Origin of the sequence: Pseudomonas sp. JBR1 (assembly GCF_028198185.1) — a bacterium.
In the GTDB taxonomy this organism is placed as follows: Bacteria; Pseudomonadota; Gammaproteobacteria; order Pseudomonadales; family Pseudomonadaceae; genus Chryseomonas; species Chryseomonas oryzihabitans_E.
Map to the genome: position 1 here is coordinate 899,627 of NZ_CP116340.1, position 21,565 is coordinate 921,191.

A 21,565-nucleotide genomic window follows, 5' to 3' on the forward strand; every position below is an offset into this window, starting at 1 on the left:
AGTAAGCTAGCCACTATCACGGCTTTCCAAGACTAAGCTTTCAAAACTCAAGCCTGCACATCTAAAATCTTAACGCGATGCGTACGGGCGCCCACTACATCCTCGCGAGACCACCGATCTTTGCCGCCTTCTCCCGCTACATCGAAAACCAAATCCGCCTTGGCATTAGTGCAGAGGTGGATCATGGTAGGACCGGCTGGCCGCCCTGCACCCCCGAACAATTCATGCCTCATGAAACCGCCCTTCCATTCAGTTCAAGATGAAACCCATATAAATCGATCTTTAAACGCTTTCTCCCATCTTCCGATCTTATCACCAAGGTTAAGCGCTTTGTTTGATGCTTGCTGCTCAATCATTTGCAATAACAACCACTCCAGAGCCTCCAATGGAACGCCCTGCATCATGCGCGTAACTGAAGACAAATCATGCTTTGCTTTTTTTACCTGATCCTCACCAGTCAGCTCGGGCTTTATTAGCTTGCTCTCAAATAGCGGGAGCAACTTATAAGCAATAGCGAGCATTGAGGCAGTCACACTTATCCCGGGCACATCACTCTCAACCAGTTGAAATACATTTTTCCTACGATTGTAATCGTACCTGTACAGCTTAGAGGGAAACATAAAGAGCTCTGTATTTCCACCAAATGCACTGTAAGTACCATCATGCGCACTAGCATTTCTGGCGGACTTCATAAACCCAAACCAAAAGTGGCTATGCTCACTGGTAGGTGAAAAATAGCCGTCGAAGGCGTGCTGATCCTCTAATAGTTTATTCTCGTACGGCAGCATAGCACTTGGATCAATCGAATTAATGGAGCAATGCAGCTGTATAGACAGTTTCGATATTTCCCAGCATGATGATATTGCATTTAAGAAAGCTGAGAATGAAAACTGCATCACATCGAAGAATTTGTTATCCTTCGGGCAGGGCGCATCGGAATAAGCGTCGCTATTCTCTATTGCCAGCTTTAGAAAATAATCAACCTCTTCTGATTTGCGATAGAACTGGAAATAAACATTTTCAGCGTAATGCACGATTTCCATTAGCTACTCCAAAGTTCATTTTGTAGCGTTTGTAGCTACAGGAATGGCTTACTGTGCCAGATTTTGATCGCTGGCATCCTCCGCGGCATGACAGACATCGCCGCCCTCTCCCGCCTCATCGAGAACCTGATCCGCCTCGGCACCATCGCCGAGGTCGACCATGGCAGTCTCCAAAACAAACGCCCTGCCCGTGTTCGGGTGCAGAGCGGCGAGCTGCTGACCGGTTGGCTGCCCTGGACCGCCCTGCGCGCCGGCACCACCCGCGACTGGGATCCGCCCACCGTGGGCGAGCAGGTCCTGGTCCTGAGCCCCAGCGGCCAGACCGCCCAGGGCATCGCCATCACCGGCCTGTTCAGCGCCCTCATTCCAGCCAACGGCGATCGCGCCGGCCTGCACCGCAGGACCTACCCAGACGGCGCCGTCGTCGAGTACGACAGCGAGGCCCATCGCCTGCGCGCCATCCTGCCCGAGGGCGGCGTCACCGACCTGACCAGCACCGGCGGCATCAACATCATCGGGCCGATCAACCACCAGGGCGACTACACCCAGACCGGCAACCAGACCGTCACCGGCAAGGTGACCGTCAGCGAAGACGTCGTCGCCTCCGGCATCAGCCTGGTCAAGCACAAGCACGGCGGCGTGCAGACCGGCGGCGCCCAGACCGGAGCGCCGGCATGAACCGCGCCACCGGCTTGAGCCTAACCGACCTCGAGCACCTGCAGCAGTCCGTGGTCGACATCCTCACCACACCCATCGGCAGCCGCCTGATGCGCCGGGACTACGGCTGTGATCTGTTCAGCCTGATCGATCAGCCCCTCAACGGCGCCCTCGCCCTGCAGGCCAAGGCGGTCATTGTGATCGCCCTGCTGCGCTGGGAGCCACGTATCAACCTCACCCGCATCGCCCTGGAGCTGGGCGACGCGCCCGGCCAGGCCTTCGTTGACCTCGAGGGCTACAGCACCGTGACCAACACCGCCGTCAGCCTGCGGGCTCCGCTCGCCCTGGGAGGCACCCGGTGACTACCTTTACCCCGATCGACCTCAGCCAATTACCAGATCCGGCCGTCGTCGAGGCGCTCGACTTCGAGACCCTGCTTGCCGCGCGCAAGGCCAAGATGGTCAGCCTCTGGCCCGTCGCCGAGCAGGCCGCTATCGCCGCGCGCCTGGAGCTTGAATCCGAGCCGCTGACAAAGCTGCTGCAGGAGAACGTCTATCGCGAGCTGCTGCTCCGCCAGCGTGTGAATGAGGCGGCCCTCGCTACCATGCTGGCCAAGGCCACTGGGACCGACCTCGAGCAGATCGCCGCCGGCGTCAACCTCACCAAGCTGGTGGTCACTCCGGCCAACCCCAGTGCCGTGCCGCCAACCGCGGCCGTGATGGAAACGGACGACGCCCTGCGAGAGCGCGTCCAGATGGCCTGGGAAGGCTTGAGCGTCGCCGGCCCACGCAACGCTTATATCCTGCACGCCCGCAACGCCAGCGGGCTGGTGGCCGATGCTAGCGCCACCAGCCCGAGCCCGGCCGCCGTGACCGTTACGGTCCAGGCCCTAACCGGCGACGGCACCGCCTCGGCCGAGCTGCTGGCCACGGTCAGCAAGGCCCTCAACGACGAAGACGTCCGGCCGGTGGGCGATCGTCTCACCGTGCAATCGGCGCAGATCCTGCGCTACCAGGTAACGGCGATCCTGCACTTGGCTAACACCGGCGCCGAGGCCGAGGTCATCCTGGCCACCGCCAAGGCGAACCTCACCACCTACGTCAACCAGCGCCGTCGCCTGGGCGTACGAATCCCGCGCTCCGGCATCGATGCCGCCCTCCACGTCGCCGGCGTGGCCTGGGTCGAGCTGGTCGGCTGGCAGGACATCACCCCTACCGAAGCCCAGGCGGCCTACTGCACCGCTACCAGCGTCACCGTAGGGAGTTGAGGCATGACCGCACTGCTCCCACCCAACAGCACGCGCCTGGAGCGCCTGGCCGCCGAGGCGCTGGCCAGCATCGGCGACGTGCCGGTCCCGTTACGTGACCTGGGCGACCCCGATCGCTGCCCAGTGGCCCTGCTGCCCTATCTGGCCTGGGCCCGCTCGGTCGATCGCTGGGACAGCAGCTGGAGCGAGGCCACCAAACGGCAGGTCATCAAGTCGGCCTACTTCGTCCACGCCCACAAAGGGACCATCGGCGCCCTGCGCCGGGTGGTCGAGCCGCTTGGCTATCTGATCCGCGTCCGCGAGTGGTGGCAGGAAAACCCGACCGGCACGCCTGGCACCTTCCGCCTGGACATCGGCGTCTTGGATACCGGCATCACCGAATCCATGTACGACGCCTTGTCGCTCCTGATCGACGACGCCAAGCCGGTCAGCCGCCACCTCCTGGGGCTGGCCATCAGCCTCGAAGCCCGCGGCCCGGTCGGCCCGCGCCTGGCCGCCTATGAGGGCGAAATCCTCACCGTCTACGCCTACCAACCCGAAGCCATCGTCGTCAGCGGCAGAGCCCTGCTGGGCGCCGGAGGCACCCATAGCATCGACACCCTGAGCATCTACCCATGAGCCAGACCTACTACGCCATCCTCACTGCCATTGGCGAGGCCAAGCTCGCCAACGCCGCGGCGCTCAACACCACCCTCAAGATCGCCAAGATGGCCGTAGGCGACGGCGGCGGCGCGGTTCCCACGCCCAACCGCACTCAAACGGCCCTAGTCGGCGAGTGGTACCGCGCCGGCCTCAATACCCTCAAGGTGGATCCGAGCAACACCAGCCAGATCATTGCCGAGCTGGTGATCCCCGAAGCCACCGGCGGCAACTGGATCCGCGAGATGGGCCTGTATGACGTGGATGGCAATCTGATCGCCGTGGCCAACACCCCTCCCAGTTACAAACCGCAGTTGGCCGAGGGCTCCGGCCGCACCCAGGTGCTGCGCATGGTCCTGGTCGTCACAAGCACCATCGCTGTGGAGCTCAAGATAGATCCGGCCGTCATCCTGGCCACCCGGCAATACGTTGACGAGGCCATCACCGCGGCCATCAACACCCTGGACAGCAAACAAAGCGTGCGCGTGGCTACTGTCGGGCCGATAGCCCTCAACGGCACCCCAAGCGTTGACGGCATCGCCTTGGTCGTAGGCGACCGAATCCTGGTCAAGGACCAGGCGGCCGGCGCGGCCAACGGCATCTATGTCGTCGCGGCCGGCGCCTGGCCGAGGGCGGCCGATGCCAACGCCTCATTGGAAGTGACGCCTGGCATGCTGATACCCGTCGAGGTAGGCAACACCAACGGCGATAGTCTCTGGCAGCTGGTCACCGACGGCGCTATCACCCTGGGCGAAACGACGTTGGCGTTCGAGATGGTCGGCGGCATCGTTGGCGCCGCCGGAACCTATCGCAGCGTGACTGTCGACCGTCGCGGCCGCGTGATCGGCGGGACCAACCCGACCACTATCGCCGGCTATGGCATCGTCGACGGTCCGCAAGCCTACGGCATCGGCCGCCATGTGGACTGGCGTGAGGTGAGCGGCGTCAGCATTACCGGGGCGCCCTCTTCGTTCTATGGCCGCGGGACCGCGCATGGCTTCGCCAATGGCGCCACCGATGGCAACCGTGCGCTGGCCATCCCGGCACTGGGGACAGGCACCGTCTACGGCGCTCTTACGGTCCATGCCCAATGGGCTGATAACTCCGGGCTATCGACCGTCATCCGCGAATTCCGCACCGGCACTCGGATCTTCATCAGCGCGGCCGCTAGTGCGACCACTTGGAGCAGCTGGGTCGAGGTCTTCACCAGCGGCAACCCAGAGGGCCTACCCTATGCTGCACTGCCCTTTCCCACTGTGGACACCCATGATGGCCGGATCGCGGTGACGGCTACGGTCGTCTCTGGCAATGGTGGCCGCGTCTCCATTCCCAGCGGCGTCAAGATCGCCTTGGGCGAGGAGCTGCCCGGCAATACCGCGCGGGTACGAACCCTGGCGACGCCGGCCTGGAACAGCGATGCACTGGCGGAGAACAAGACCTATTTCCTGCGGGCCAACATCCAGAATGGTGCTCTGACACCTTACATCTCCACCGGTAGCGACACCGATTCGGCACCGCAAAGCCTCAAGACCCAAGCGGGTCAGCCTGCTGGCTATGACTCCACTGTTCTGGACGTGCTGCTGGCCAAGGTCGTGACTGGCGCCGCAGGCTCTGCGCCCACCGTGATCGCCCTCGCAAACAAGGCGAAGCTGGAGGCAGCGGCCTATTGGGTAGGGGCCAGCGGCAGCTACTCCCTCACGCTCAATTGGGCGCGATCGCCCAAGGCCACAGTTGCCTCCTTTGCCGATTACGACGACAACAGCAAATCGGACTACACCATTGCGGCCGATAACACCGGCCCGGACAGCATCCCCACAGGGGGCTACAGCGACCGCTACGCCGGCCGCGTCTACATCGCCGCCTATATTCCGACCGGCAACCCCGGCCCGGGCAAAATCAACGCTCGCGTTCGCTGGGAGGCCTAAGCCATGCGCGCACTAATCGAAAGCAACAAGGTGGTGGGCTTCGTCCTGGGCGATGCAGCCGAAGGCATCGACGTGCCGCAGGGGCAGACCGTCCAGCCGGGCTGGACCTACTCAGGTGGCACCTTTGCGCCGCCCATCCCGTCCCTGGACGACGCTCGCACCCTCGTGCTGGCCGAGCTGGAAGCCGGCTGTGCGGCCACGATCCTGGAGGGCTTCGTCTCCTCGGCGCTGGGTGCTGCGTACCGCTACCCGTCCAAGGCATCGGACCAGAGCAACCTGCAGGCGTCGGTCCTGGCATCACTCTTCCCCGGCCTGGCCGAGGACTGGACTACCCCCTTCTGGTGTCAGGACGCCGCTGGCACCTGGGCCTATCGCCCGCACACCGCTGCCCAGATCCAGCGGGTAGGCACCGATGGCAAGGACGCCATCAATGCCTGCATCGCCCAGAAGATCCAGCTCGAGGAGCAGCTGGCCAAGGCCAAGACGCTGGCCGAGGTCGAGGCCATCACCTGGACGCCGCCGCAGTGATCCGCCTGGCCCTGTACAAGGCGCCGGGCGACACCTACGACCGCCTCATCCGAGCCTGGACCCGCAGCCCCTACTCACACTGTGAACTTGTGCTGCCGGACGGGCGCTTCGTCAGCAGCTCGCCCCGGGACGGCGGCGTGCGCGCCAAGGTGATCGAGCCGGATCCAGCGGTCTGGGACTTCCTCCCCCTGCCCTGGCTCCCAGCTGCTCACGTCGAGCAGCTGCTCGAGCAGGAAGCCGGCGCCGGCTACGACTGGCTGGGCATCCTCGGCACCCAGATCCTGCAGGCCGGCATCCAGAGCCGGTCGCGCTGGTTCTGTTCGGAGTTCTGCGCCAAGGTGGTGGACCTGGAGCAGCCGCAGCGCTACAGCCCCGGGCAATTGGCCGAAGCTGTGCATTGGGCATTAAGATTGGGGATTACAGAATTCTAGAAAGCACAGTTTCAGGGGTTTCACTTGCGCAACTACATTCACCATATAAAAAATTACAACGAGCGACGGAAGCCTCGCGCATTTTTACTGGCAGACACCTTAATTTTTCGCCTGATTGTTATTTTTATGGCAGCAATTCTAGCGGCATTAGGAATATATGCTTTGGATCGGATTTACTGGAAAAGCGACACATACACACTTTTACCGTTTTGGGTTTTATTACTCGAGCTGCTTTTTGTTCCAGGGTTTCTTCAGCTTGAGCTTCTCAGGAAACTGGCCAAAGACTCAGCGTTTCACCCGCACGCTCCCACACACTCATTTCGAACCGCAGCCAAAAGAGAAAGGCTAAGAGACGAAATGCTTCTCTGCTCTGAATTCGGGAATACCAATATTAAATCCCTGATCGACGAAATTATGGAGCAATGGAGCTGGAGAAGGTCGGTATTGAGGCAGGTCCGGCTTTCCCGTGGAGTGCAGACCAGGGCGCTCTTCAGACCACCATCCTCAGCAAACTCTCTGACACTCTTAAGCATCATCGTAGGCGCCGCAGTTACTTTCATCGTAGCCCTCACTCAAGAGACTGACCACTTCCAGTCTCTTCCGCAGATTATTGACCTGCTGAAAACCATGTTCTATATCGCGCTCAACTATGGATTGATACCGTTCGCAGCTTTCGCAATGCTAATTCCGACCATTTGGAATGGCCTACGAAATTCTGGAATCTCCATCCTGGAGACCATTGATGATGACTACCTGAGCGACAAAACTTTGTTTGCCTTCATCAACGAAGCAATGGAAATCCATGAGGCAAAAATCCCGCGACTCAGATTAAGAACAGCCGCCCGTGTGTACTGGTGCATCCGGATTCTTACTGAGCCCATGTCGAGGCTTAGTATTGTCATCCGCCAAGCCCGTAAATCAGGGCGAATCGGCAAGCTTCGTCGTAAGCAACGCCAGCTCGTTTTGTAGCAGCGCCCGCTACAACTCCCGCCCCGCGCCCCTCGTGCGCAAATCCGCCAGCCTGTGCAGCGTCACCTACCCACCTGCGCAGGCTTTCCCCCATGGCTGACTACCACCACGGCACGCGAGTCCAAGAGATCAATCAGGGCACGCGTTCCATCTCCACCGTTTCAACCGCCATCGTTGGCATGGTCTGCACCGGCAGCGATGCCGATGCCACAGCCTTCCCTCTCAACACCCCGGTCCTGCTGACCAATGTCCAAGGCTCGGTCGGCAAGGCCGGCAGCAAGGGAACGCTCGCGGCCTCGTTGCAGGCCATCGCCGACCAGGCCAAGCCCATGACCGTTGTCGTCCGGGTCGAGGAAGGCAAGGACGCAGCCGAGACCACCTCGAACATCATCGGTGGCGTCACTGCGGGCAAATACACCGGCATGAAAGCCCTGCTGGCGGCCAAGGCGCAGCTCGGCGTAGTGCCGCGCATCCTTGGCGTGCCCGGCCTGGACACCCAGCCCGTCACCAACGCCCTGGTGGCCATTGCCAAACAGCTGCGTGGCTTCGTCTACGCCAACTGCAACGGCTGCGCCACCAAGGAAGAGGCGGTCGCCTACCGCAACCAATTTGGCGCCCGCGAACTCATGCTGCACTGGCCGGAATTCCTGGCCTGGTCCACCCGCGAGAACAAGACCGTTACCGTCAACGCCACCGCTCGGGCCCTGGGCCTGCGTGCCCAGCTGGACCGCGACATCGGCTGGCACAAGACCCTGTCCAACGCCACCGTCGAAGGCGTCACCGGCATCAGCAAGGATGTCTTCTGGGATCTGCAGGACACCGCCACCGACAGCGACTACCTCAACAGCAACGAAGTGACCACGCTGATCAACCACGACGGCTACCGCTTCTGGGGCTCGCGCACCTGCAGCGAGGATCCGCTCTTCGCCTTCGAGAACTACACCCGCACCGCCCAGGTGCTGGCCGACACCATGGCCGAGGCGCATTTCTGGGCCGTGGACAAGCCGATGCACCCGAGCCTGGTGCGCGACCTGGTCGAGGGCATCAACGCCAAATTCCGCGAACTGACCCGCCAGGGCTACCTGCTGGGCGGCGAGTGCTGGTACGACCCGGACGCCAACGAGAAGGATTCGCTCAAGGCCGGCAAGCTCTTCCTGGACTACGACTACACCCCCGTCCCGCCGCTGGAAGACCTGACCCTGCGCCAGCGCATCACCGACCGCTTCCTGGCTGACTTCGCCACCCGCGTGAACGCCTGACCCTGATCACTCGGCGCCCCCTGGTGCGCCCTCTGGAGAGCTGCCCCCATGGCCATGCCTCGCAAACTCAAGAACCTCAACCTCTTCAACGATGGCAACAGCTACCTCGGCATCGCCAAGGGCTGCACCCTGCCGCCCTTGGGCCGCAAGATGGAAGCCTTCCGCGGCGCCGGCATGAACGGTCCGGTCAAGGCCGACCTCGGCCTCTCCGATGACGGCATCCAGCTGGAATGGACCCTCGGGGGCCTGGATCTCGTTGCCCTAAAGCAATTCGGCGCCGTGGGCGCCGCTGCCGTGCCCCTGCGCTTCGCCGGCGCCTACCAGCAGGACGACACCGGCGACGTCAGCGCGGTCGAGATCGTCGTCCGCGGCCGCCACGAAACCATCGAAATGGGCGAGGCCACGCCGGGTGAAGACACCGAGCACAAGATCACTACCACCTGCAGCTACTACAAGCTGATCGTGGACGGACAAACCGTTATCGAGATCGACCTCCTGGCCTTCGTCGAGAACGTCGGTGGCGAGGATCGCCTGGCCAAGCAGCGCGCCGCCCTCGGCATCTGATCCCTCCCCCTTTCTCGGCCCGCTCCGGCGGGCAAGCCCTAGCCTATTACCTGGAGTACCACCATGAGCACCACCACCCCCGAGAACGTCGTCGTCCTGGACCAGCCGATCGTCCGCGGCGAGACCACCATCGAGCAGATCACCCTGCGCAAGCCCAATGCCGGTGAGCTGCGCGGTATCACCCTGTCCGACCTGCTGCAGCTGGACGTCAACGCTATTGTCCGCGTGACCCCACGTATCAGCCAGCCCACCCTCACCGAGGCGGAGCTGCGCGCTATGGATCCGGCCGACCTGGTCGACGTGGGCGGGAAGATCGCTGGTTTTTTGCTGAAGAAGTCCGACAAGGCGGCGCTCTACCCCGCCACGTAGAGGATGCGATGGCGGATCTGGCCATCACCTTCCACTGGCAACCGGCCCAGCTCGACGCGCTGGGCCTTGATGAACTGATGGACTGGCGCGAGCGCGCCCGCAAACGAGTTGCCCCCGATGGCCAATGACCTGCAGATCCGCGTCCTCCTGTCCGCCCTGGACAAGGTCACGGCCCCGCTCAAACGGATTGCCGGGGGCAGCTCCGCCACCGCCCGCGCCTTGAAAGAGGCGCGCGATCGCGTGAAGGAGCTCAACCAGCAGCAGCAAGACATCAGCGGCTACCAGCGCCAGCGTGAGGCCGTGCGCCAGAGCGCCGAGGCCCTGGCCAAGGGCCAGGAGAAGCTGCGCGCCTACCGCGAGCAGCTCAAGGCCATGGACGCCCCGTCCACTGCCTTCCAGAAGACCTTCGCCAACGCAGCCGCTGCCGTCGACAAACTGCAGGCCAAGCACACCGCCCAGCGCACCGAGCTGCAGCGCCTGCTGCCCATCATGCGCACCAGTGGCATAGATACCCGCGACCTCGGCGGCGCCCAGGCGCGGCTGCAGGCGCAGCTCACCAGCGCCAATGCCGCGATAGACACCCAACGGGGCAAGCTCGAGCGCCTCAATCGCACCCAGGAGAAGCTGGCCAGCGCACGCAACAAGCTCAAGCGCGGCCAGGAGCTCGCTGGCAACGCCGCCATGGCCGGCGCCAGTTCGGCCGCCACCGGCGCTGCAATCGGCGGCCCGGTGCTGGGCATGATCAAAGCCTTCGCCCCGGCCGAGGACGCCGCCACCCAGCTGCGTGCCTCACTGATGCTGAGCGACGGCACCGCCCCCAAGGAATTCAAGGAGATCTCCGACCTGGCCACGCGCCTGGGTGATCGCCTGCCCGGTACCACAGCCGAATTCCAAGAAATGATGACCATGCTGGTGCGCCAGGGGATGTCAGCCAAGACCATCCTCGGCGGCATGGGCGAAGCCGCGGCGTACCTGGGCGTCCAGCTCAAGATGCCGGTCACCGAGGCCGCAGAGTTTGCCGCCAAGATGCAGGACGCCACCCGCACCAGCGAGAAGGACCTCATGGGGCTGATGGACACTATCCAGCGCGGCTTCTACCTGGGCGTCGACTCCAACAACATGCTCGAGGGCTTCAGCAAGATCAGCCCGGCGCTGGACATTATCAAGAAGGAAGGCCTCGAGGCGGCCAACGCCCTCGCCCCCCTGCTGATCCAGCTCGATCAGACCGGTATGGAGGGCGGCGCTGCCGGCAACGCCCTGCGCAAGATCTTCCAGATGGGCATGGACACCGACAAAGTCGGCAAGGCCAACAAAGGCCTCAAGGACAAGGGCATCACACTGGACTTCACCGACGGCAAGGGTGAATTCGGTGGCATGGAGAAACTCTACGCCCAGCTGGACAAGCTCAAGGGGCTCAACACCGAGACCCGCCTGGGCGTGCTGAAACAGATCTTCGGCGACGACTCCGAGACCCTCACCGCGCTCAATACCATGATGTCCAAGGGTCTGACCGGCTACCAGGAAGTCCAGGGCAAGATGAAGGCCCAGGCCGACCTGCAGATGCGCGTCAATGAGCAATTGGGCACCCTCTCCAACACTTGGGAGGCCGCGACGGGCGCCTTCACCAACGCCCAGTCAGAATTCGGCGCCGCCATTGCCCCCCAGCTCAAGAAAATCATCACTTGGCTGGGTGACCTCGCCGGCAAAACCGGCGCCTGGGCCCGCGAGAATCCGGTCCTCGCCGGCAACCTGGTCAAGGTGGCCGCGGTACTGTCTGCCGTCTCGATCGCCTTCGGTACCGTCGCCCTAGGCGTCGCCGGTGTGCTCGGCCCCTTCCTCGCGCTGCGCTTCATGCTCGCCCAGGTTGGCATCCGCCTGCCAAGCCTCATCGGCCTGCTGTTCAACCTTGGCAAGACCACCCTGCCCCTGGTGGCTGCCGGCTTCCGCCTGCTTGGGGCCGCGGTAATGGCCAACCCCATCGCTGCCATCATCTTTGGCCTGGTCACCGCCGGCGCCTTGCTCTACACCAACTGGAGCACTGTTGGCCCGTGGTTCAGAGGGTTATGGGAGGAGATGAAGACGGGAGCCACGGGTGGTATTGCTGGGATAGCCAAGCTGATCCTGGACTTCTCCCCGATCGGTCTCTTCTACCGCGCCTTCGCGGCGGTGATGACCTACTTCGGCGTCGAGCTCCCGGCCAAATTCACCGACCTCGGCGGCATGATGATGCAGGGTCTGGTCAACGGCATCACCAGCGGCCTGGGCGCGGTGAAGAACGCCGTTATGGGCGCCGGCGAGAGCGCGATCAACTTCTTCAAGGAGAAGCTCGACATCCACTCGCCCTCCCGCGTCTTCGCCTCCCTCGGCGAGTTCACCATGCAGGGCCTGGCCATCGGCCTAGGCAAGGGGGAAGGCAGTCCGCTGGCCCAGATCGCTGATACCGCCAAACGCATCGCCAGCGCTGGCGCGGTCGCCTTGGGCGTCGGTACCGCCGCCACTCCCGCGCTGGCCAACGGCATCACCTTCGACGACCGACCCGCGATGTCCGCTGCAGCGCCTGCGGCACCGGCAGGCGGCAACGTCTACCACATCACCATCAACGCGGGTGCCGGTACGGATGCCCAAGCGATCGCCCGCGAGGTCCAAGCCGCCCTGGCCCGCATCGAGAGCCAGAAGGCCGCCCGCGGCCGCAGCAGCCTCAGAGACAGGAGCTGATCACCATGATGATGGCCCTCGGCAATTTCATCTTCAGCCTCTACACCCTCGCCTACCAGGAGCTCCAGCGGCAGACCGACTACCGCCACGCCAGCAGCTCTCGCGTGGGCGCCGCGCCGGCGCGCCAGTTCCTGGGCAAGGGCGACGACAGCATCACCATGCCCGGCTGGCTCGCCCCGGAGCTTGCCGGCACGCCCAGCAGCCTGGACGTCCTGCGCTACATGGCCGGTACCGGCGGCGCCTGGCCGCTGATCGAGGGCAGCGGGCGGATCTACGGCCTCTGGGTCATCGAGAGCATCACCGAGACCAAGACGCTCTTCTTCCAGGACGGCACCCCGCGCCGCATCGAGTTCAGCATCGCGCTCAAGCGCGTCGACGACGACACCGGCCGCGAGCTGCTCGGCGCCGGCCTGGCCGGCATGGGCAGCCTGCTGAGGAAGCTGCTGTGATCCAGGAGCTGCTCGACACCGCCACTGGCCAGCTGCGCACCCTCGGCCGCGACCTGGTGCAGGGTGCTACCTATGCCCAGGCGCGCTACCAGATCCTGGTCGACGGCAAGGACATCAGCGCCCTCATCGCGCCACGGCTGATCAGCCTGGACCTGACGGACAACCGCGGCCTCGAGGCCGACCAGCTGAGCCTGGTGCTGTCCGACCACGACGGCCTGCTGGCCATCCCGCCCCAGGGCGCCAAGATTCGCCTCTGGCTGGGCTGGTCCACCACCGGCCTGATCGACAAAGGCAGCTATGTCGTCGACGAGACCGAGCACAGCGGGGCCCCCGACGTGCTCAGCATCCGCGCCCGCAGCGCCGACCTGCGCAAGGGCCTCAAGACCAAGCGGGACCAGAGCTACAGCGCCACCACCCTGGGCGCCGTGCTGCGCGTCCTGGCCGCGCGCCAGGGCCTCACCCCGCTCATCGCGCCCGACCTCGAGGCGCAGCAGGTCCTGCAGCTGGACCAGACAGGGGAATCGGACGCCAACCTGCTGACCCGCTTGGGCGAGGACTACGACGCGGTGGCCACCGTGAAAGCGGGCCGGCTGCTGTTCCTGCCGGCCGGCGGCGGCAAGTCGGTCAGCGGCGCCGATATGGGCCACGTCACCCTCACCCGCCAGGACGGCGACCAGCACAGCTACCTGCAGGCCGATCGCGAGAGCTACGACGCCGTGCGGGCCTTCTACTACGACGTCAACAGCGCCAAGAAGCAGGAGGCCATCGCTGGCGGCGGCGAGAACGTGAAGGACCTGCGCCACACCTACACCGATGAGCTCTCCGCGCTGCGCGCCGCCCGGGCCGAATGGAACCGCCTACAGCGCGGCACCGCCACCCTCACCTACCAGCTCGCCCTGGGCCGGCCTGAGCTCATGCCCGAGCTTACCTACACCCTGCAGGGCGTGAAGGCTGAGATCGACGCCATCATCTGGTACGGAGGGAACGTGCAGCACAGCCTCACCGCGGACGGCGGCTACACCACGCGCCTCGAGCTGGAAGCCAAGCTGCCGGAGGACCTGGTAGCCGACCTGGCCGACGAGATCCAGGGCGACTACACCGGCATCATCGCCTACTACCGCGATCCGAAGACCGGCAAGGAGCACACGCTCACCGCGGGGAACCAAAGCAAGCCACGACGGCTGCGGCACCTGTATGCGACCAAGGCGACGGCGAAGCGGGCGGTGGAGAGAGAGTGGAGGAAAATGATGCAGGGTTGGGTAGGGCAGATGAGTGGCTGAACCGAACTCGGCAGAACGCGGTCGGATGCTGGCAATATGCTGACTTTTCAAATCCATGCATCAAGATGTCATGACCCACATCAAACCGTTAGTCCTCCTGATCGAGGACGAGTCGCTGATACGTGAACTCCTAAGCGAGTTACTTGCTGAACTTGGTGCCTCAGTAATTGAGTTCGAGACCGCAGACGCAGGCATCGAGTACCTGTCAGCCTCCCCCGGCACCTTTGACATGATCATCACCGACGTGATGACACCTGGCCGTTTCAGTGGGCTAGATCTGGCCAACCTTGCGTCTCAGCGCTGGCCCACGATCCCCATCTTGGTCACGTCGGGCTACCCCGGCGCAGACCAATTCAAGCTGGGCGCCAAGGTGGGCTTCCTCAGTAAGCCGTGGGACTACCAAAAACTCGAGAGCACGATCATGGCATACCTGCCTGATCGGGACCTGGGACCTGCCCCTAGTTCGGCCGTGCGGTAACGTTTTGGTTATGGGCGATACCTTTCTGTTCGATTCGAACGCTACCTACGTCGTCATACCCAGCGACGACACGGCAGCCCCGACCAGCCTTCTGAAGGAGGGAAAGCTTTTCCTCTTCCGCCACGGAAAGCTGGATCTCCAACAGGCCATGGGCGACATCCGGGGTAGCGTTCTCTACCTACTAAACACAGACATCGTCATTGGCAGCCTTGTGGGGGACTGCCTAACCCTGAATCGTACGAAGGCGACCTTCACCGTCCTCCCGTGCGAGCTTCCTACCAAGACGTGAAGCGCATTACCAAGCACAAGGCCTGCAGCCCAATGGCTCGCGAACTCTCCTTGCCTAATCCCCTCAAATGGATCAGCCTAGGAGGCCCACGTGGAATCACTCGCGCAACAACTCAGAGCTCTCAACCCGCCCCTCAAACACGAAATCGAGTCCCAGGGCGACGTAATTGTTTTTACGCTAATTGATCCAGCCCGCCCCGCTCGCGTGACGAGAAGCTTGAGCCAGGCCTTGGTCAGCAACACCGAATTGCTCTACACCGTGATCAGAGATGCGGTGAACGAAATTCGAGAATTGGGATGCCACCCAGCGATTACGGCAGACCAGATTTATCCTGACGACTAGGCCATTTGAGCCGGTCTCTAACCGGTGATCTACCTATGACCTACGCTAATCGTGCAAGCGACGGCGAGATCCTTCGCGATGTCTGTCTCATGGCGAAGGAGATGTGGCAGGCCCGTCAGCAACTGGACGACACCCTGATCGATTGGGACCAGCTCAATGACCTGGTGCACCAGACTTTCGCTGTCAGTGCAGCGAAATCAGTGGGGGTCCAAGGGAAGGAGTGGCGAGATCTGCTCCACCGTTATCGCGCCCCAGGTCAGACGATGATGCAGCTGTGCAGCCAAGCCCAATTGGGTACTAGCTAGGGTCTAAGCCACACGCCTTCATCAGCTTTCCCAAGGTCCACGGCTTCGGCAGCAAGGTCACTTGCGAAATCTGCTGCTCGGTCCCCTCGAAATAGCCAGACGACACCACGATCGGCAAGTCCGGACGGACCTTCCTGGCGGCAAATACCAGATCCAATCCCGTCTTCTCGCCCGGCATTTTGACGTCAGTGAAAAGTAGGCTCAGCTCTGCAATATGCTCATCAAGCTGGGCGCAGGCTATATCGGCGGTATCGAAGGCTACTACTTCGAAACCAGCGTCTTCAAAGACCTCACTCAGCATCTCCACCAGTGCTGACTCATCCTCGGCAATCAATACTTTACCTTTCATTTGACTGCTTCCAGGATCGTTCAGATATCAGCTGATCCTCAAACGAAGCGATATTATCCCGGTTGTACGATGAAACGCTGCTTGTATAACTTTTAGCTCAAATGCAGCTGAAAAGCGGCCGCTTCGTATAGGCCTGGTATAGCGGCTACACCGCCCGCGGCAACTCCCCCCACCGCGTCGTATACCCGCGCGACAGCAACTCTCGCCGCATCTGCCACCCGGGATCAGCGGGCACCCGCCCCACATGCAGCGCCGTCCGCCCGTACCGGGCATTGATCCGGTCCACCACCTGCATCAGCTCGCTCGGCCGCCCCTGCCCGACCGGGGCGAAGAGATCCGGCGTGAACTCGTCCGTTTGCACGATGCTGCCCAGCACCACCGCGCACTTCGAGTAGGCATAGCCCTCGCGATAGATCGGGTCTATCCCAGCCAGGGCGGCCTGCACCAGAATGCGGGTATCGTCGGTCGGGTGCGCGAGCTGGATGCCCAGGCTGCGGTAGTAGCGGCGGTCCTCGGGCTCGTGCTGGCCGGTCTGGACGCTCACCAGCAGCGTGGAGCACAGCGAGCCCTGTTCACGCAGCTTCTCGGCCGCCCGGGTCACGTAGGTGGCCATGGCTTCGCGCAGCGGCTCCAGGCGGTACACCCGGTGGCCGAACATCCGCGAGCTGATGATCTCCTTCTTCAACGGCGGCGCCTCGTGCAGGCGCATCCACTGCTCGCCGCGCAGCTCCCGCGCTGTCCGCTCCAGGACGCGGGAGAATTCCTTGCGCACCACCCGCAGATCCGCACGAGCCAGGTCCTGGGCGGTGGTGATGCCGAGCCCCTGCAGGCGAGTGGTCAGCTTGCGGCCCACGCCCCATACATCACCCACCTGCGCCAGCGGCAGTAGGCGCCCCTGCCGAAGCGAATCGGTGAGATCCACCACCCCGCCGGTGGCGCGCCAGGTCTTGCCCGCCCACTGGGCCAGCTTCGCCAGCGTCTTGGTGGTCGAGATCCCGACGCCGACCGGGATGCCCACCCAGCGGTGCACCCGCGCCTGGATCTCCCGGCCGAGCGCCTCAAGGTCGCCAGGCATGCCAGTGAGGTCCGCCCAGCATTCGTCGATCGAATACACCTCCAGGTCCGGCACCATCCCCTGGATGGTCCGCATCACCCTATTCGACACGTCGGCATAGAGCTCGTAGTTGGAGCTAAAGACGGCCACATTGTGCTGCCGCAGGAAGGCCCGGTTCTGGAAGTACGGTACGCCCATGCCGATGCCCAGGGCCTTTGCCTCACGGCTTCGGGCGATCACGCATCCATCGTTGTTCGACAGCACCACCACCGGTCGACCTTTCAGCTCGGGCCGAAACAGCCGCTCGCAGCTGCAGTAGAAGGAGTTGCAGTCGATCAACGCGTAGACGCTCACGGCCGCAGGTCCCGCATCAGGAAGTCCACCACGCCCCATAGCTCGACCTCGCCGATCAGGTCGAGGGGCCGCGGATGGCCATCGCGCCCGATCGTGGCCAGCAGTTGCTGCCGCTCCTGGCTGGTGAGCACCGTGCAGAGCCGGTGCTCACAGTCGGCCACCACGATCACCGCGCGCCCAGGCTCGACATCGCCGGCACGGTCCACGACCAGGACATCCCCCTGGTGGATGCTCAACCCCGCGAGGGCTTCGCTGTTCACCAGCCAGAGCCAGAGGTTGGGCGCGCCCCAGCCAATCGCCTCATCGATCGAAAGCGGCAGCTGCGCATGATCCTCGGCCGGGCTCTGAAAGCCGGTGATCTTCAACCGCGCCTGAGAAAGCGCGAGCTGGGCGAGTCTGCGACCCCGTGTCTGGAAAGTGTCCATGGTGGCACCTTGATACTGTACGTTTAAACAGTATAGGTGACGGCGTTAGAAAAAGGTCAACAGACGAAGCGACGAGTGGAGCTCAGACCTTGGAAGAAATGCCTTGAGGCCGGCTGTAGCACCCTCCTCATCCGGATCACTTCGCCCCCATCCTGACCTCGGTTCCTACAGAGGCTAAACACTTCCGCGTAAGTGGCCCGCTTACCCGGGCCAGGTCCAGCACTAGCAAATAGACCCGTTGCTGATCATCCCGGGATAGCACTCTCACTGCCTCCAGCAGTTGCGCCTCGTATTCACAGGCTGTCGAAGGCACCGATTGTCGTCCGGAGATCATGAAAGGGGCTTGCTTGAGCTGTTCCATAGGTACTGCACACTCCTTGTTACTGTATACAAATACAGTACATTTTGTGATGCAGCTCGCCAACTATCGAAAGCGGCTTGAAACAAAAAGCCCAGCTCTGGGCTGGGCTTTTGCGTTTCTTTTTAAGGCCTTCAGGGCTTGCCGGAATCTAGGCTGCCATCTGCCGCAGCCATGGCAAAAGCCATACGCCGCACCGACTCTTTGTTGTAGTCGGACATACCTCTGACGTAGAGAAGAATCTCCGCCTCTAGCGGCCCAACAGAAGCTTCGCTGATGGCAGTGAAGCGTTGTCCCGTGATGACGAAGGACACATCCACACCTGCGCGAGATAGCGCTTCCAGATATAGAGCGTCAGGGCTCCGCTCATCCTTCTCATACTTCACCTGGGCGTTTGTCTTCACGCCGCCGATTTCGCCGAAAACCCCCTGAGACATGCCGAGGCGCTCGCGCTCCTCCTTCAACCGGCTGCCGATTGAACTCATTTGAATAGACTTACCCTGTTGACTTAACTCATTTGAGTGATACAGTTCGCCTGACTTAACTCATTTGAACGAATTTGAACTATGACAGCGCTACGCACGCCGGCACAAGCACGCGAGGTCTTGGAGCGCGAGGGCAGGAGCATCGCGGACTTTTGCCGCGAGCATGACCTTGATGCTTTCACCGTCTACCAGGTACTGGCAGGCAAGAAGAAAGGAAAAAGAGGCATGGCCCACCGCGCTGCGGTACTGCTGGGCATCAAGGATGGAGAGGTAGCCACCGCTAAGGCAGAACAGTACGGACCACTGGCCCAGGGAGAAACTGGAAGATGAAACGCCCTGCCCTAGAAACCCGTCGCCAGGTCATCAGCGCCGTGATCTGCGCCTACCCGGGCGGTCGTGAGTGCGCCGCCGCCCGCCTCGGCCTGCCGCTCAAGAAATTCGACAACCACGCCTACGAGACCGCCGGCTGCCGCCCGCTCAATGACCAGCAGATCCTCCTGCTGGAGCAGGAGACCGGCACCACCCACCTGGTGGACTACCTAGCCGGCCAGTACGGCGGGTACTTCGTCAAACACGTCGACGTGAGCGACCTCGACAACGTGGATCTCTATGCGCGCGCAGTCGATACCTCGGCCAAGCGCGGGGTCGTCGATCAGATCATCGCCAAGGCCTTGGAAGACGGCGTCATCGATGAGCAGGAGGTGGTGAACATCATCAATGCGCACCGCGCTCATATGGCGGCTCGTGAAGGTGAAATCGCGGCGGTGATCGTGCTGCACCTCAAGACCTCAACACTTCCCCGCACCTGAAGGACCAGACCATGAGCCGCTACGACATCCACATCCAGATCTCCGGCGTTCCCGGCGCAGGCAAGACCACCCTGCTCCAGCTCATCGGGCATCACCTCGCGCAGTATGGCCATCCAATAACGCTACGAGACGCCGGCTATCCCTCCGAACTGAGTCAACGGGTCATGCCGGTGGAGGGGCCGGTGTTAGGTCGCATCACGCTCTCGACGCAAAGAGTCGGTGATCAGGAGCTCGAGCAGCTCGTGCGAGGGTCGGACCGAACGCCCGATTTCGATGGGATCGACGACGAGGGCCCGGCGCAACCGCCTGAAGTAATCGGCCTTGCCCCGCGTATCCAGCATGGCCAGGACATCACCACACACGCGCAGCCCAGCCTTCTCATGGCCCTGGGCGATCAGCAAACAGCCGCTGGCGTACAGATTGCGCAGCACTACCGAGAGTTCGTGGGGGCGGTCTTTGTCGATAAGCACGGACAGTTCGTACGCGTTGATGCCTTGACTGCTCATCAGCTGCTTACCCTGGCGTTGGATGAAGCGCCCAGCATGCCAGACACGGCGCCGTCACCCCAGGGTCACCCTCTAGGAAGCTAGCGGTTCTACCTATTCCATGTTTGCCAGGGCGGCAGACAAGCAGTCGGCGCGGAGCGCCAGAACCCGGCCAGGCCGGAGCCGCGCAGAGCGGCGGGAGTCACGATGCAGTTTCTGTGGAAGCTCTTTGGCAAGACGAAGAAGACGCGGTTTCGCTGCGAGATCTGCGGCGCGCCCTTGATCTGCCGAACCAGTTGGTTCGAACACATCTTCATGCGGCGCGAGCTGTACCAATGCGACTTCGTGCCGTGCAGCCAAAGCTACTGGGGCCGGACCGAGCTAACCCATGCCGCCAATCGTAGCGGCCTGCCCGGTTCTCCGCCCTCCCAGCTGCCGATGCAAAACGAGGATTATGTGCGTATGGCGGCGCACGTCTATCGCTACAACCAACATCTCGCCGCAAAGAAGAAGAGTGAACAGCAGCTGGACCTGCTGGAAGCCGATCAGGAAGACCTTCAGCACTCCGTAAGAGAGGACCTCGCATCATGACCCACCATCCCGCCGACTACCTCGACGCCATGCAGGCCGCCGCCCTCGCCTTCCTCCAGCGTCATGCTCCCCAGTACCTGGACCGCAGCCAGGCCCTGTTTGATCGCACCGTCGAGCACCTGCAGACGATGGACGTCCAGCGTCACACCGCCGAACGCCTGGTGGCCCGCGCCCATGACCAGCTCGAAGCCCTCAAGGGCCATCGCTTCCTGGACATCGACGCCAGCACCGGCGACGTCGTCGTCCTGGTCAACCCGGCCACCGGCCTGCGCTACCGCATCCCGGTCCAGGAGATCTTCGACGCGCTGATCGACGAAGACCCCGGCATCCAGCGCGCCACCCGCTAACCCCTGACCGCCTGATCCATGCCCGCCTTGCGTGGGTATGGGTGAACTGCGCCTTTTTGCCGCGAGAACCACCATGCCGAACACCCTTCCCGTCCAGATCGAGCTACCGCCAGCCGTTGCTGAAACCTTCGCCCGCTGGCTCCAGGGCCGCGCCGACTACACCGTCAACCAGCACTGGAACGAGCCGCGCTACGTCCGCATCGAGGACACCGCCAAGCGCCGCGTCGCCATCCTGCGCCGCTTCCCCTCCATGTTCGCCGCCCACCAAACCGCCGCCCAGATCCGCGCTCAGCTGAGCAACCAGGAGGCAGCCCAGTGACCCTGCACCCCATCATCCTGGACCACTCTCCCGCTCTACGCGCGATTGTCGAAACACATCCGCAGGTGCTTGGCGGTCTGCAGCAGCTGACAGCCTATCCACGCGACGCCTCCCGACTCAGCGCAATCCTTGCCCACTACCTATGGAATCTGCCTGACGTCGACGATTCGGTAATGATCCACGCCGTTCTCGACTTGGTCTCTATCAACGGCTTCATCCAGGCGATCCTGAGCGCTGCCGGCGTCGAGGAGACCAACTGATGCGCCGCCAACTCGACGTCACCCTCCACCGCAACGCCAGCCAGCCCCTGGTCATTTCCAATGACGGCGCCCTGGGCAAGGAAGACTTCTGGACCCCCGCCGACCTGCGCGAGCTCGCCCGCGCCGTGAACATCCTGGCCACCGACGCCGAACGCCATGAGGGCAGCGACCTGCGCCTGGTACGCGACCTCGGTACCGGCCGCACGGCGGAGTGCTGAGC

General features: G+C 62.8%; 32 protein-coding genes. 27 read left to right on the forward strand and 5 right to left on the reverse strand.

The window, feature by feature from the left end; genetic code table 11:
- Positions 1 to 254: 254 nt before the first annotated feature.
- Positions 255 to 1,043: a hypothetical protein gene (locus PJ259_RS04325; RefSeq protein WP_271654864.1), complete on the reverse strand. Its 789-nt coding sequence runs from the start codon at positions 1,041 to 1,043 to the stop codon at positions 255 to 257.
- 87 nt (positions 1,044 to 1,130) lie between these two features.
- On the opposite strand from PJ259_RS04325, the gene PJ259_RS04330 reads away from it, so the two are divergent.
- From PJ259_RS04330 to PJ259_RS04420, 19 genes are all read left to right on the forward strand, one after another.
- Entirely contained in the window at positions 1,131 to 1,721 is a 591-nt protein-coding gene (locus PJ259_RS04330; protein WP_271654865.1) for a phage baseplate assembly protein V, read from the forward strand.
- A complete protein-coding gene (locus PJ259_RS04335) occupies positions 1,718 to 2,062 on the forward strand; it encodes a GPW/gp25 family protein (RefSeq protein ID WP_271654866.1) in 345 nt (114 codons plus the stop codon). Before PJ259_RS04330 ends, PJ259_RS04335 begins: the two co-directional genes overlap by 4 nt.
- Positions 2,059 to 2,967: a baseplate J/gp47 family protein gene (locus PJ259_RS04340; RefSeq protein WP_271654867.1), complete on the forward strand. Its 909-nt coding sequence runs from the start codon at positions 2,059 to 2,061 to the stop codon at positions 2,965 to 2,967. Before PJ259_RS04335 ends, PJ259_RS04340 begins: the two co-directional genes overlap by 4 nt.
- Before the next feature lie 3 nt (positions 2,968 to 2,970).
- Positions 2,971 to 3,585, forward strand: a complete 615-nt coding sequence (locus PJ259_RS04345) for a phage tail protein I (RefSeq protein WP_271654868.1) — start codon at positions 2,971 to 2,973, stop codon at positions 3,583 to 3,585.
- Positions 3,582 to 5,531 carry a phage tail protein gene (locus tag PJ259_RS04350; protein WP_271654869.1) on the forward strand — a complete coding sequence of 650 codons (1,950 nt, stop codon included), beginning with the start codon at positions 3,582 to 3,584 and terminating at the stop codon, positions 5,529 to 5,531. Before PJ259_RS04345 ends, PJ259_RS04350 begins: the two co-directional genes overlap by 4 nt.
- 3 nt (positions 5,532 to 5,534) lie before the next feature.
- Positions 5,535 to 6,059: a DUF4376 domain-containing protein gene (locus tag PJ259_RS04355; protein WP_271654870.1), complete on the forward strand. Its 525-nt coding sequence runs from the start codon at positions 5,535 to 5,537 to the stop codon at positions 6,057 to 6,059.
- Positions 6,056 to 6,490, forward strand: a complete 435-nt coding sequence (locus PJ259_RS04360) for a hypothetical protein (RefSeq protein ID WP_271654871.1) — start codon at positions 6,056 to 6,058, stop codon at positions 6,488 to 6,490. The genes PJ259_RS04355 and PJ259_RS04360 overlap by 4 nt, the downstream gene beginning before the upstream one ends.
- A 24-nt stretch (positions 6,491 to 6,514) precedes the next feature.
- The gene (locus PJ259_RS04365; RefSeq protein WP_271654872.1) at positions 6,515 to 7,459 is read left to right on the forward strand and encodes a hypothetical protein; all 945 of its coding nucleotides are present in this window, start codon (positions 6,515 to 6,517) and stop codon (positions 7,457 to 7,459) included.
- 92 nt (positions 7,460 to 7,551) lie between these two features.
- Complete coding sequence (locus PJ259_RS04370) at positions 7,552 to 8,718, forward strand: phage tail sheath protein (RefSeq protein WP_271654873.1); 1,167 nt, start codon at positions 7,552 to 7,554, stop codon at positions 8,716 to 8,718.
- A gap of 48 nt (positions 8,719 to 8,766) precedes the next feature.
- The gene (locus PJ259_RS04375; RefSeq protein WP_271654874.1) at positions 8,767 to 9,282 is read left to right on the forward strand and encodes a phage major tail tube protein; all 516 of its coding nucleotides are present in this window, start codon (positions 8,767 to 8,769) and stop codon (positions 9,280 to 9,282) included.
- Between the two features lie 63 nt (positions 9,283 to 9,345).
- On the forward strand, positions 9,346 to 9,651 hold the full coding sequence (locus PJ259_RS04380; RefSeq protein WP_059314905.1) for a phage tail assembly protein: 306 nt from the start codon (positions 9,346 to 9,348) through the stop codon (positions 9,649 to 9,651).
- A gap of 8 nt (positions 9,652 to 9,659) precedes the next feature.
- A complete protein-coding gene (locus PJ259_RS04385) occupies positions 9,660 to 9,779 on the forward strand; it encodes a GpE family phage tail protein (protein ID WP_271654875.1) in 120 nt (39 codons plus the stop codon).
- Complete coding sequence (locus tag PJ259_RS04390) at positions 9,769 to 12,366, forward strand: phage tail tape measure protein (RefSeq protein WP_271654876.1); 2,598 nt, start codon at positions 9,769 to 9,771, stop codon at positions 12,364 to 12,366. The genes PJ259_RS04385 and PJ259_RS04390 overlap by 11 nt, the downstream gene beginning before the upstream one ends.
- A gap of 5 nt (positions 12,367 to 12,371) precedes the next feature.
- Positions 12,372 to 12,815, forward strand: coding sequence for a phage tail protein (locus tag PJ259_RS04395; RefSeq protein ID WP_271654877.1), 444 nt, complete (start codon positions 12,372 to 12,374; stop codon positions 12,813 to 12,815).
- Positions 12,812 to 14,095: a phage late control D family protein gene (locus PJ259_RS04400; protein ID WP_271654878.1), complete on the forward strand. Its 1,284-nt coding sequence runs from the start codon at positions 12,812 to 12,814 to the stop codon at positions 14,093 to 14,095. Before PJ259_RS04395 ends, PJ259_RS04400 begins: the two co-directional genes overlap by 4 nt.
- A 70-nt stretch (positions 14,096 to 14,165) precedes the next feature.
- Positions 14,166 to 14,573, forward strand: a complete 408-nt coding sequence (locus PJ259_RS04405) for a response regulator (protein ID WP_271654879.1) — start codon at positions 14,166 to 14,168, stop codon at positions 14,571 to 14,573.
- Positions 14,574 to 14,583: 10 nt separating this feature from the next.
- Positions 14,584 to 14,862 carry a hypothetical protein gene (locus PJ259_RS04410; RefSeq protein WP_271654880.1) on the forward strand — a complete coding sequence of 93 codons (279 nt, stop codon included), beginning with the start codon at positions 14,584 to 14,586 and terminating at the stop codon, positions 14,860 to 14,862.
- A 90-nt stretch (positions 14,863 to 14,952) separates the two neighbouring features.
- Entirely contained in the window at positions 14,953 to 15,204 is a 252-nt protein-coding gene (locus PJ259_RS04415) for a hypothetical protein (RefSeq protein ID WP_144958029.1), read from the forward strand.
- Between the two features lie 35 nt (positions 15,205 to 15,239).
- Positions 15,240 to 15,509 carry a hypothetical protein gene (locus tag PJ259_RS04420; RefSeq protein WP_271654881.1) on the forward strand — a complete coding sequence of 90 codons (270 nt, stop codon included), beginning with the start codon at positions 15,240 to 15,242 and terminating at the stop codon, positions 15,507 to 15,509.
- On the opposite strand, the gene PJ259_RS04425 is transcribed toward PJ259_RS04420, so the two are convergent.
- The 4 genes from PJ259_RS04425 to PJ259_RS04440 all read right to left on the reverse strand — a co-directional run bounded on the left by PJ259_RS04425 (position 15,502) and on the right by PJ259_RS04440 (position 18,534).
- Complete coding sequence (locus PJ259_RS04425) at positions 15,502 to 15,858, reverse strand: response regulator (protein WP_271654882.1); 357 nt, start codon at positions 15,856 to 15,858, stop codon at positions 15,502 to 15,504. The two genes, PJ259_RS04420 and PJ259_RS04425, sit on opposite strands and share 8 nt — an antisense overlap.
- Positions 15,859 to 16,003: 145 nt before the next feature.
- A complete protein-coding gene (locus tag PJ259_RS04430; protein WP_271654883.1) occupies positions 16,004 to 17,266 on the reverse strand; it encodes a Y-family DNA polymerase in 1,263 nt (420 codons plus the stop codon).
- Positions 17,263 to 17,691, reverse strand: a complete 429-nt coding sequence (locus tag PJ259_RS04435) for a hypothetical protein (protein ID WP_271654884.1) — start codon at positions 17,689 to 17,691, stop codon at positions 17,263 to 17,265. The genes PJ259_RS04430 and PJ259_RS04435 overlap by 4 nt, the downstream gene beginning before the upstream one ends.
- Before the next feature lie 492 nt (positions 17,692 to 18,183).
- Complete coding sequence (locus tag PJ259_RS04440; protein WP_271654885.1) at positions 18,184 to 18,534, reverse strand: helix-turn-helix domain-containing protein; 351 nt, start codon at positions 18,532 to 18,534, stop codon at positions 18,184 to 18,186.
- 81 nt (positions 18,535 to 18,615) lie between these two features.
- Here PJ259_RS04440 and PJ259_RS04445 point away from each other — a divergent pair, with 81 nt between their 5' ends.
- From PJ259_RS04445 to PJ259_RS04480, 8 genes are all read left to right on the forward strand, one after another.
- Positions 18,616 to 18,864, forward strand: a complete 249-nt coding sequence (locus tag PJ259_RS04445) for a hypothetical protein (protein ID WP_059314908.1) — start codon at positions 18,616 to 18,618, stop codon at positions 18,862 to 18,864.
- Positions 18,861 to 19,343 carry a YmfL family putative regulatory protein gene (locus PJ259_RS04450; RefSeq protein ID WP_271654886.1) on the forward strand — a complete coding sequence of 161 codons (483 nt, stop codon included), beginning with the start codon at positions 18,861 to 18,863 and terminating at the stop codon, positions 19,341 to 19,343. The genes PJ259_RS04445 and PJ259_RS04450 overlap by 4 nt, the downstream gene beginning before the upstream one ends.
- 11 nt (positions 19,344 to 19,354) lie before the next feature.
- Positions 19,355 to 19,933: a hypothetical protein gene (locus tag PJ259_RS04455; RefSeq protein ID WP_271654887.1), complete on the forward strand. Its 579-nt coding sequence runs from the start codon at positions 19,355 to 19,357 to the stop codon at positions 19,931 to 19,933.
- Positions 19,934 to 20,035: 102 nt separating this feature from the next.
- Positions 20,036 to 20,419, forward strand: a complete 384-nt coding sequence (locus tag PJ259_RS04460) for a hypothetical protein (RefSeq protein WP_271654888.1) — start codon at positions 20,036 to 20,038, stop codon at positions 20,417 to 20,419.
- Positions 20,416 to 20,766, forward strand: coding sequence for a hypothetical protein (locus PJ259_RS04465; protein WP_271654889.1), 351 nt, complete (start codon positions 20,416 to 20,418; stop codon positions 20,764 to 20,766). The genes PJ259_RS04460 and PJ259_RS04465 overlap by 4 nt, the downstream gene beginning before the upstream one ends.
- Positions 20,767 to 20,839: 73 nt before the next feature.
- On the forward strand, positions 20,840 to 21,085 hold the full coding sequence (locus PJ259_RS04470) for a hypothetical protein (RefSeq protein WP_271654890.1): 246 nt from the start codon (positions 20,840 to 20,842) through the stop codon (positions 21,083 to 21,085).
- The gene (locus PJ259_RS04475) at positions 21,082 to 21,345 is read left to right on the forward strand and encodes a hypothetical protein (RefSeq protein WP_271654891.1); all 264 of its coding nucleotides are present in this window, start codon (positions 21,082 to 21,084) and stop codon (positions 21,343 to 21,345) included. Before PJ259_RS04470 ends, PJ259_RS04475 begins: the two co-directional genes overlap by 4 nt.
- The gene (locus PJ259_RS04480; RefSeq protein ID WP_271654892.1) at positions 21,345 to 21,563 is read left to right on the forward strand and encodes a hypothetical protein; all 219 of its coding nucleotides are present in this window, start codon (positions 21,345 to 21,347) and stop codon (positions 21,561 to 21,563) included. Before PJ259_RS04475 ends, PJ259_RS04480 begins: the two co-directional genes overlap by 1 nt.
- Positions 21,564 to 21,565: the final 2 nt, after the last annotated feature.

Excerpts from the sequence above, each read along its gene's own strand:
- PJ259_RS04440 (WP_271654885.1), bottom strand. The coding sequence starts at position 18,534 with ATGAGTTCAATCGGCAGCCGGTTGAAGGAGGAGCGCGAGCGCCTCGGC.
- PJ259_RS04385 (WP_271654875.1), top strand. The coding sequence starts at position 9,660 with ATGGCGGATCTGGCCATCACCTTCCACTGGCAACCGGCCCAGCTCGAC.
- PJ259_RS04460 (WP_271654888.1), top strand. The coding sequence starts at position 20,036 with ATGCAGTTTCTGTGGAAGCTCTTTGGCAAGACGAAGAAGACGCGGTTT.
- PJ259_RS04330 (WP_271654865.1), top strand. The coding sequence starts at position 1,131 with ATGACAGACATCGCCGCCCTCTCCCGCCTCATCGAGAACCTGATCCGC.
- PJ259_RS04435 (WP_271654884.1), bottom strand. The coding sequence starts at position 17,691 with ATGGACACTTTCCAGACACGGGGTCGCAGACTCGCCCAGCTCGCGCTT.
- PJ259_RS04335 (WP_271654866.1), top strand. The coding sequence starts at position 1,718 with ATGAACCGCGCCACCGGCTTGAGCCTAACCGACCTCGAGCACCTGCAG.
- PJ259_RS04325 (WP_271654864.1), bottom strand. The coding sequence starts at position 1,043 with ATGGAAATCGTGCATTACGCTGAAAATGTTTATTTCCAGTTCTATCGC.
- PJ259_RS04455 (WP_271654887.1), top strand. The coding sequence starts at position 19,355 with ATGAGCCGCTACGACATCCACATCCAGATCTCCGGCGTTCCCGGCGCA.
- PJ259_RS04390 (WP_271654876.1), top strand. The coding sequence starts at position 9,769 with ATGGCCAATGACCTGCAGATCCGCGTCCTCCTGTCCGCCCTGGACAAG.
- PJ259_RS04470 (WP_271654890.1), top strand. The coding sequence starts at position 20,840 with ATGCCGAACACCCTTCCCGTCCAGATCGAGCTACCGCCAGCCGTTGCT.
- PJ259_RS04410 (WP_271654880.1), top strand. The coding sequence starts at position 14,584 with ATGGGCGATACCTTTCTGTTCGATTCGAACGCTACCTACGTCGTCATA.
- PJ259_RS04450 (WP_271654886.1), top strand. The coding sequence starts at position 18,861 with ATGAAACGCCCTGCCCTAGAAACCCGTCGCCAGGTCATCAGCGCCGTG.
- PJ259_RS04480 (WP_271654892.1), top strand. The coding sequence starts at position 21,345 with ATGCGCCGCCAACTCGACGTCACCCTCCACCGCAACGCCAGCCAGCCC.
- PJ259_RS04465 (WP_271654889.1), top strand. The coding sequence starts at position 20,416 with ATGACCCACCATCCCGCCGACTACCTCGACGCCATGCAGGCCGCCGCC.
- PJ259_RS04375 (WP_271654874.1), top strand. The coding sequence starts at position 8,767 with ATGGCCATGCCTCGCAAACTCAAGAACCTCAACCTCTTCAACGATGGC.
- PJ259_RS04405 (WP_271654879.1), top strand. The coding sequence starts at position 14,166 with ATGACCCACATCAAACCGTTAGTCCTCCTGATCGAGGACGAGTCGCTG.
- PJ259_RS04380 (WP_059314905.1), top strand. The coding sequence starts at position 9,346 with ATGAGCACCACCACCCCCGAGAACGTCGTCGTCCTGGACCAGCCGATC.
- PJ259_RS04370 (WP_271654873.1), top strand. The coding sequence starts at position 7,552 with ATGGCTGACTACCACCACGGCACGCGAGTCCAAGAGATCAATCAGGGC.
- PJ259_RS04425 (WP_271654882.1), bottom strand. The coding sequence starts at position 15,858 with ATGAAAGGTAAAGTATTGATTGCCGAGGATGAGTCAGCACTGGTGGAG.
- PJ259_RS04395 (WP_271654877.1), top strand. The coding sequence starts at position 12,372 with ATGATGATGGCCCTCGGCAATTTCATCTTCAGCCTCTACACCCTCGCC.
- PJ259_RS04420 (WP_271654881.1), top strand. The coding sequence starts at position 15,240 with ATGACCTACGCTAATCGTGCAAGCGACGGCGAGATCCTTCGCGATGTC.
- PJ259_RS04350 (WP_271654869.1), top strand. The coding sequence starts at position 3,582 with ATGAGCCAGACCTACTACGCCATCCTCACTGCCATTGGCGAGGCCAAG.
- PJ259_RS04355 (WP_271654870.1), top strand. The coding sequence starts at position 5,535 with ATGCGCGCACTAATCGAAAGCAACAAGGTGGTGGGCTTCGTCCTGGGC.
- PJ259_RS04445 (WP_059314908.1), top strand. The coding sequence starts at position 18,616 with ATGACAGCGCTACGCACGCCGGCACAAGCACGCGAGGTCTTGGAGCGC.
- PJ259_RS04345 (WP_271654868.1), top strand. The coding sequence starts at position 2,971 with ATGACCGCACTGCTCCCACCCAACAGCACGCGCCTGGAGCGCCTGGCC.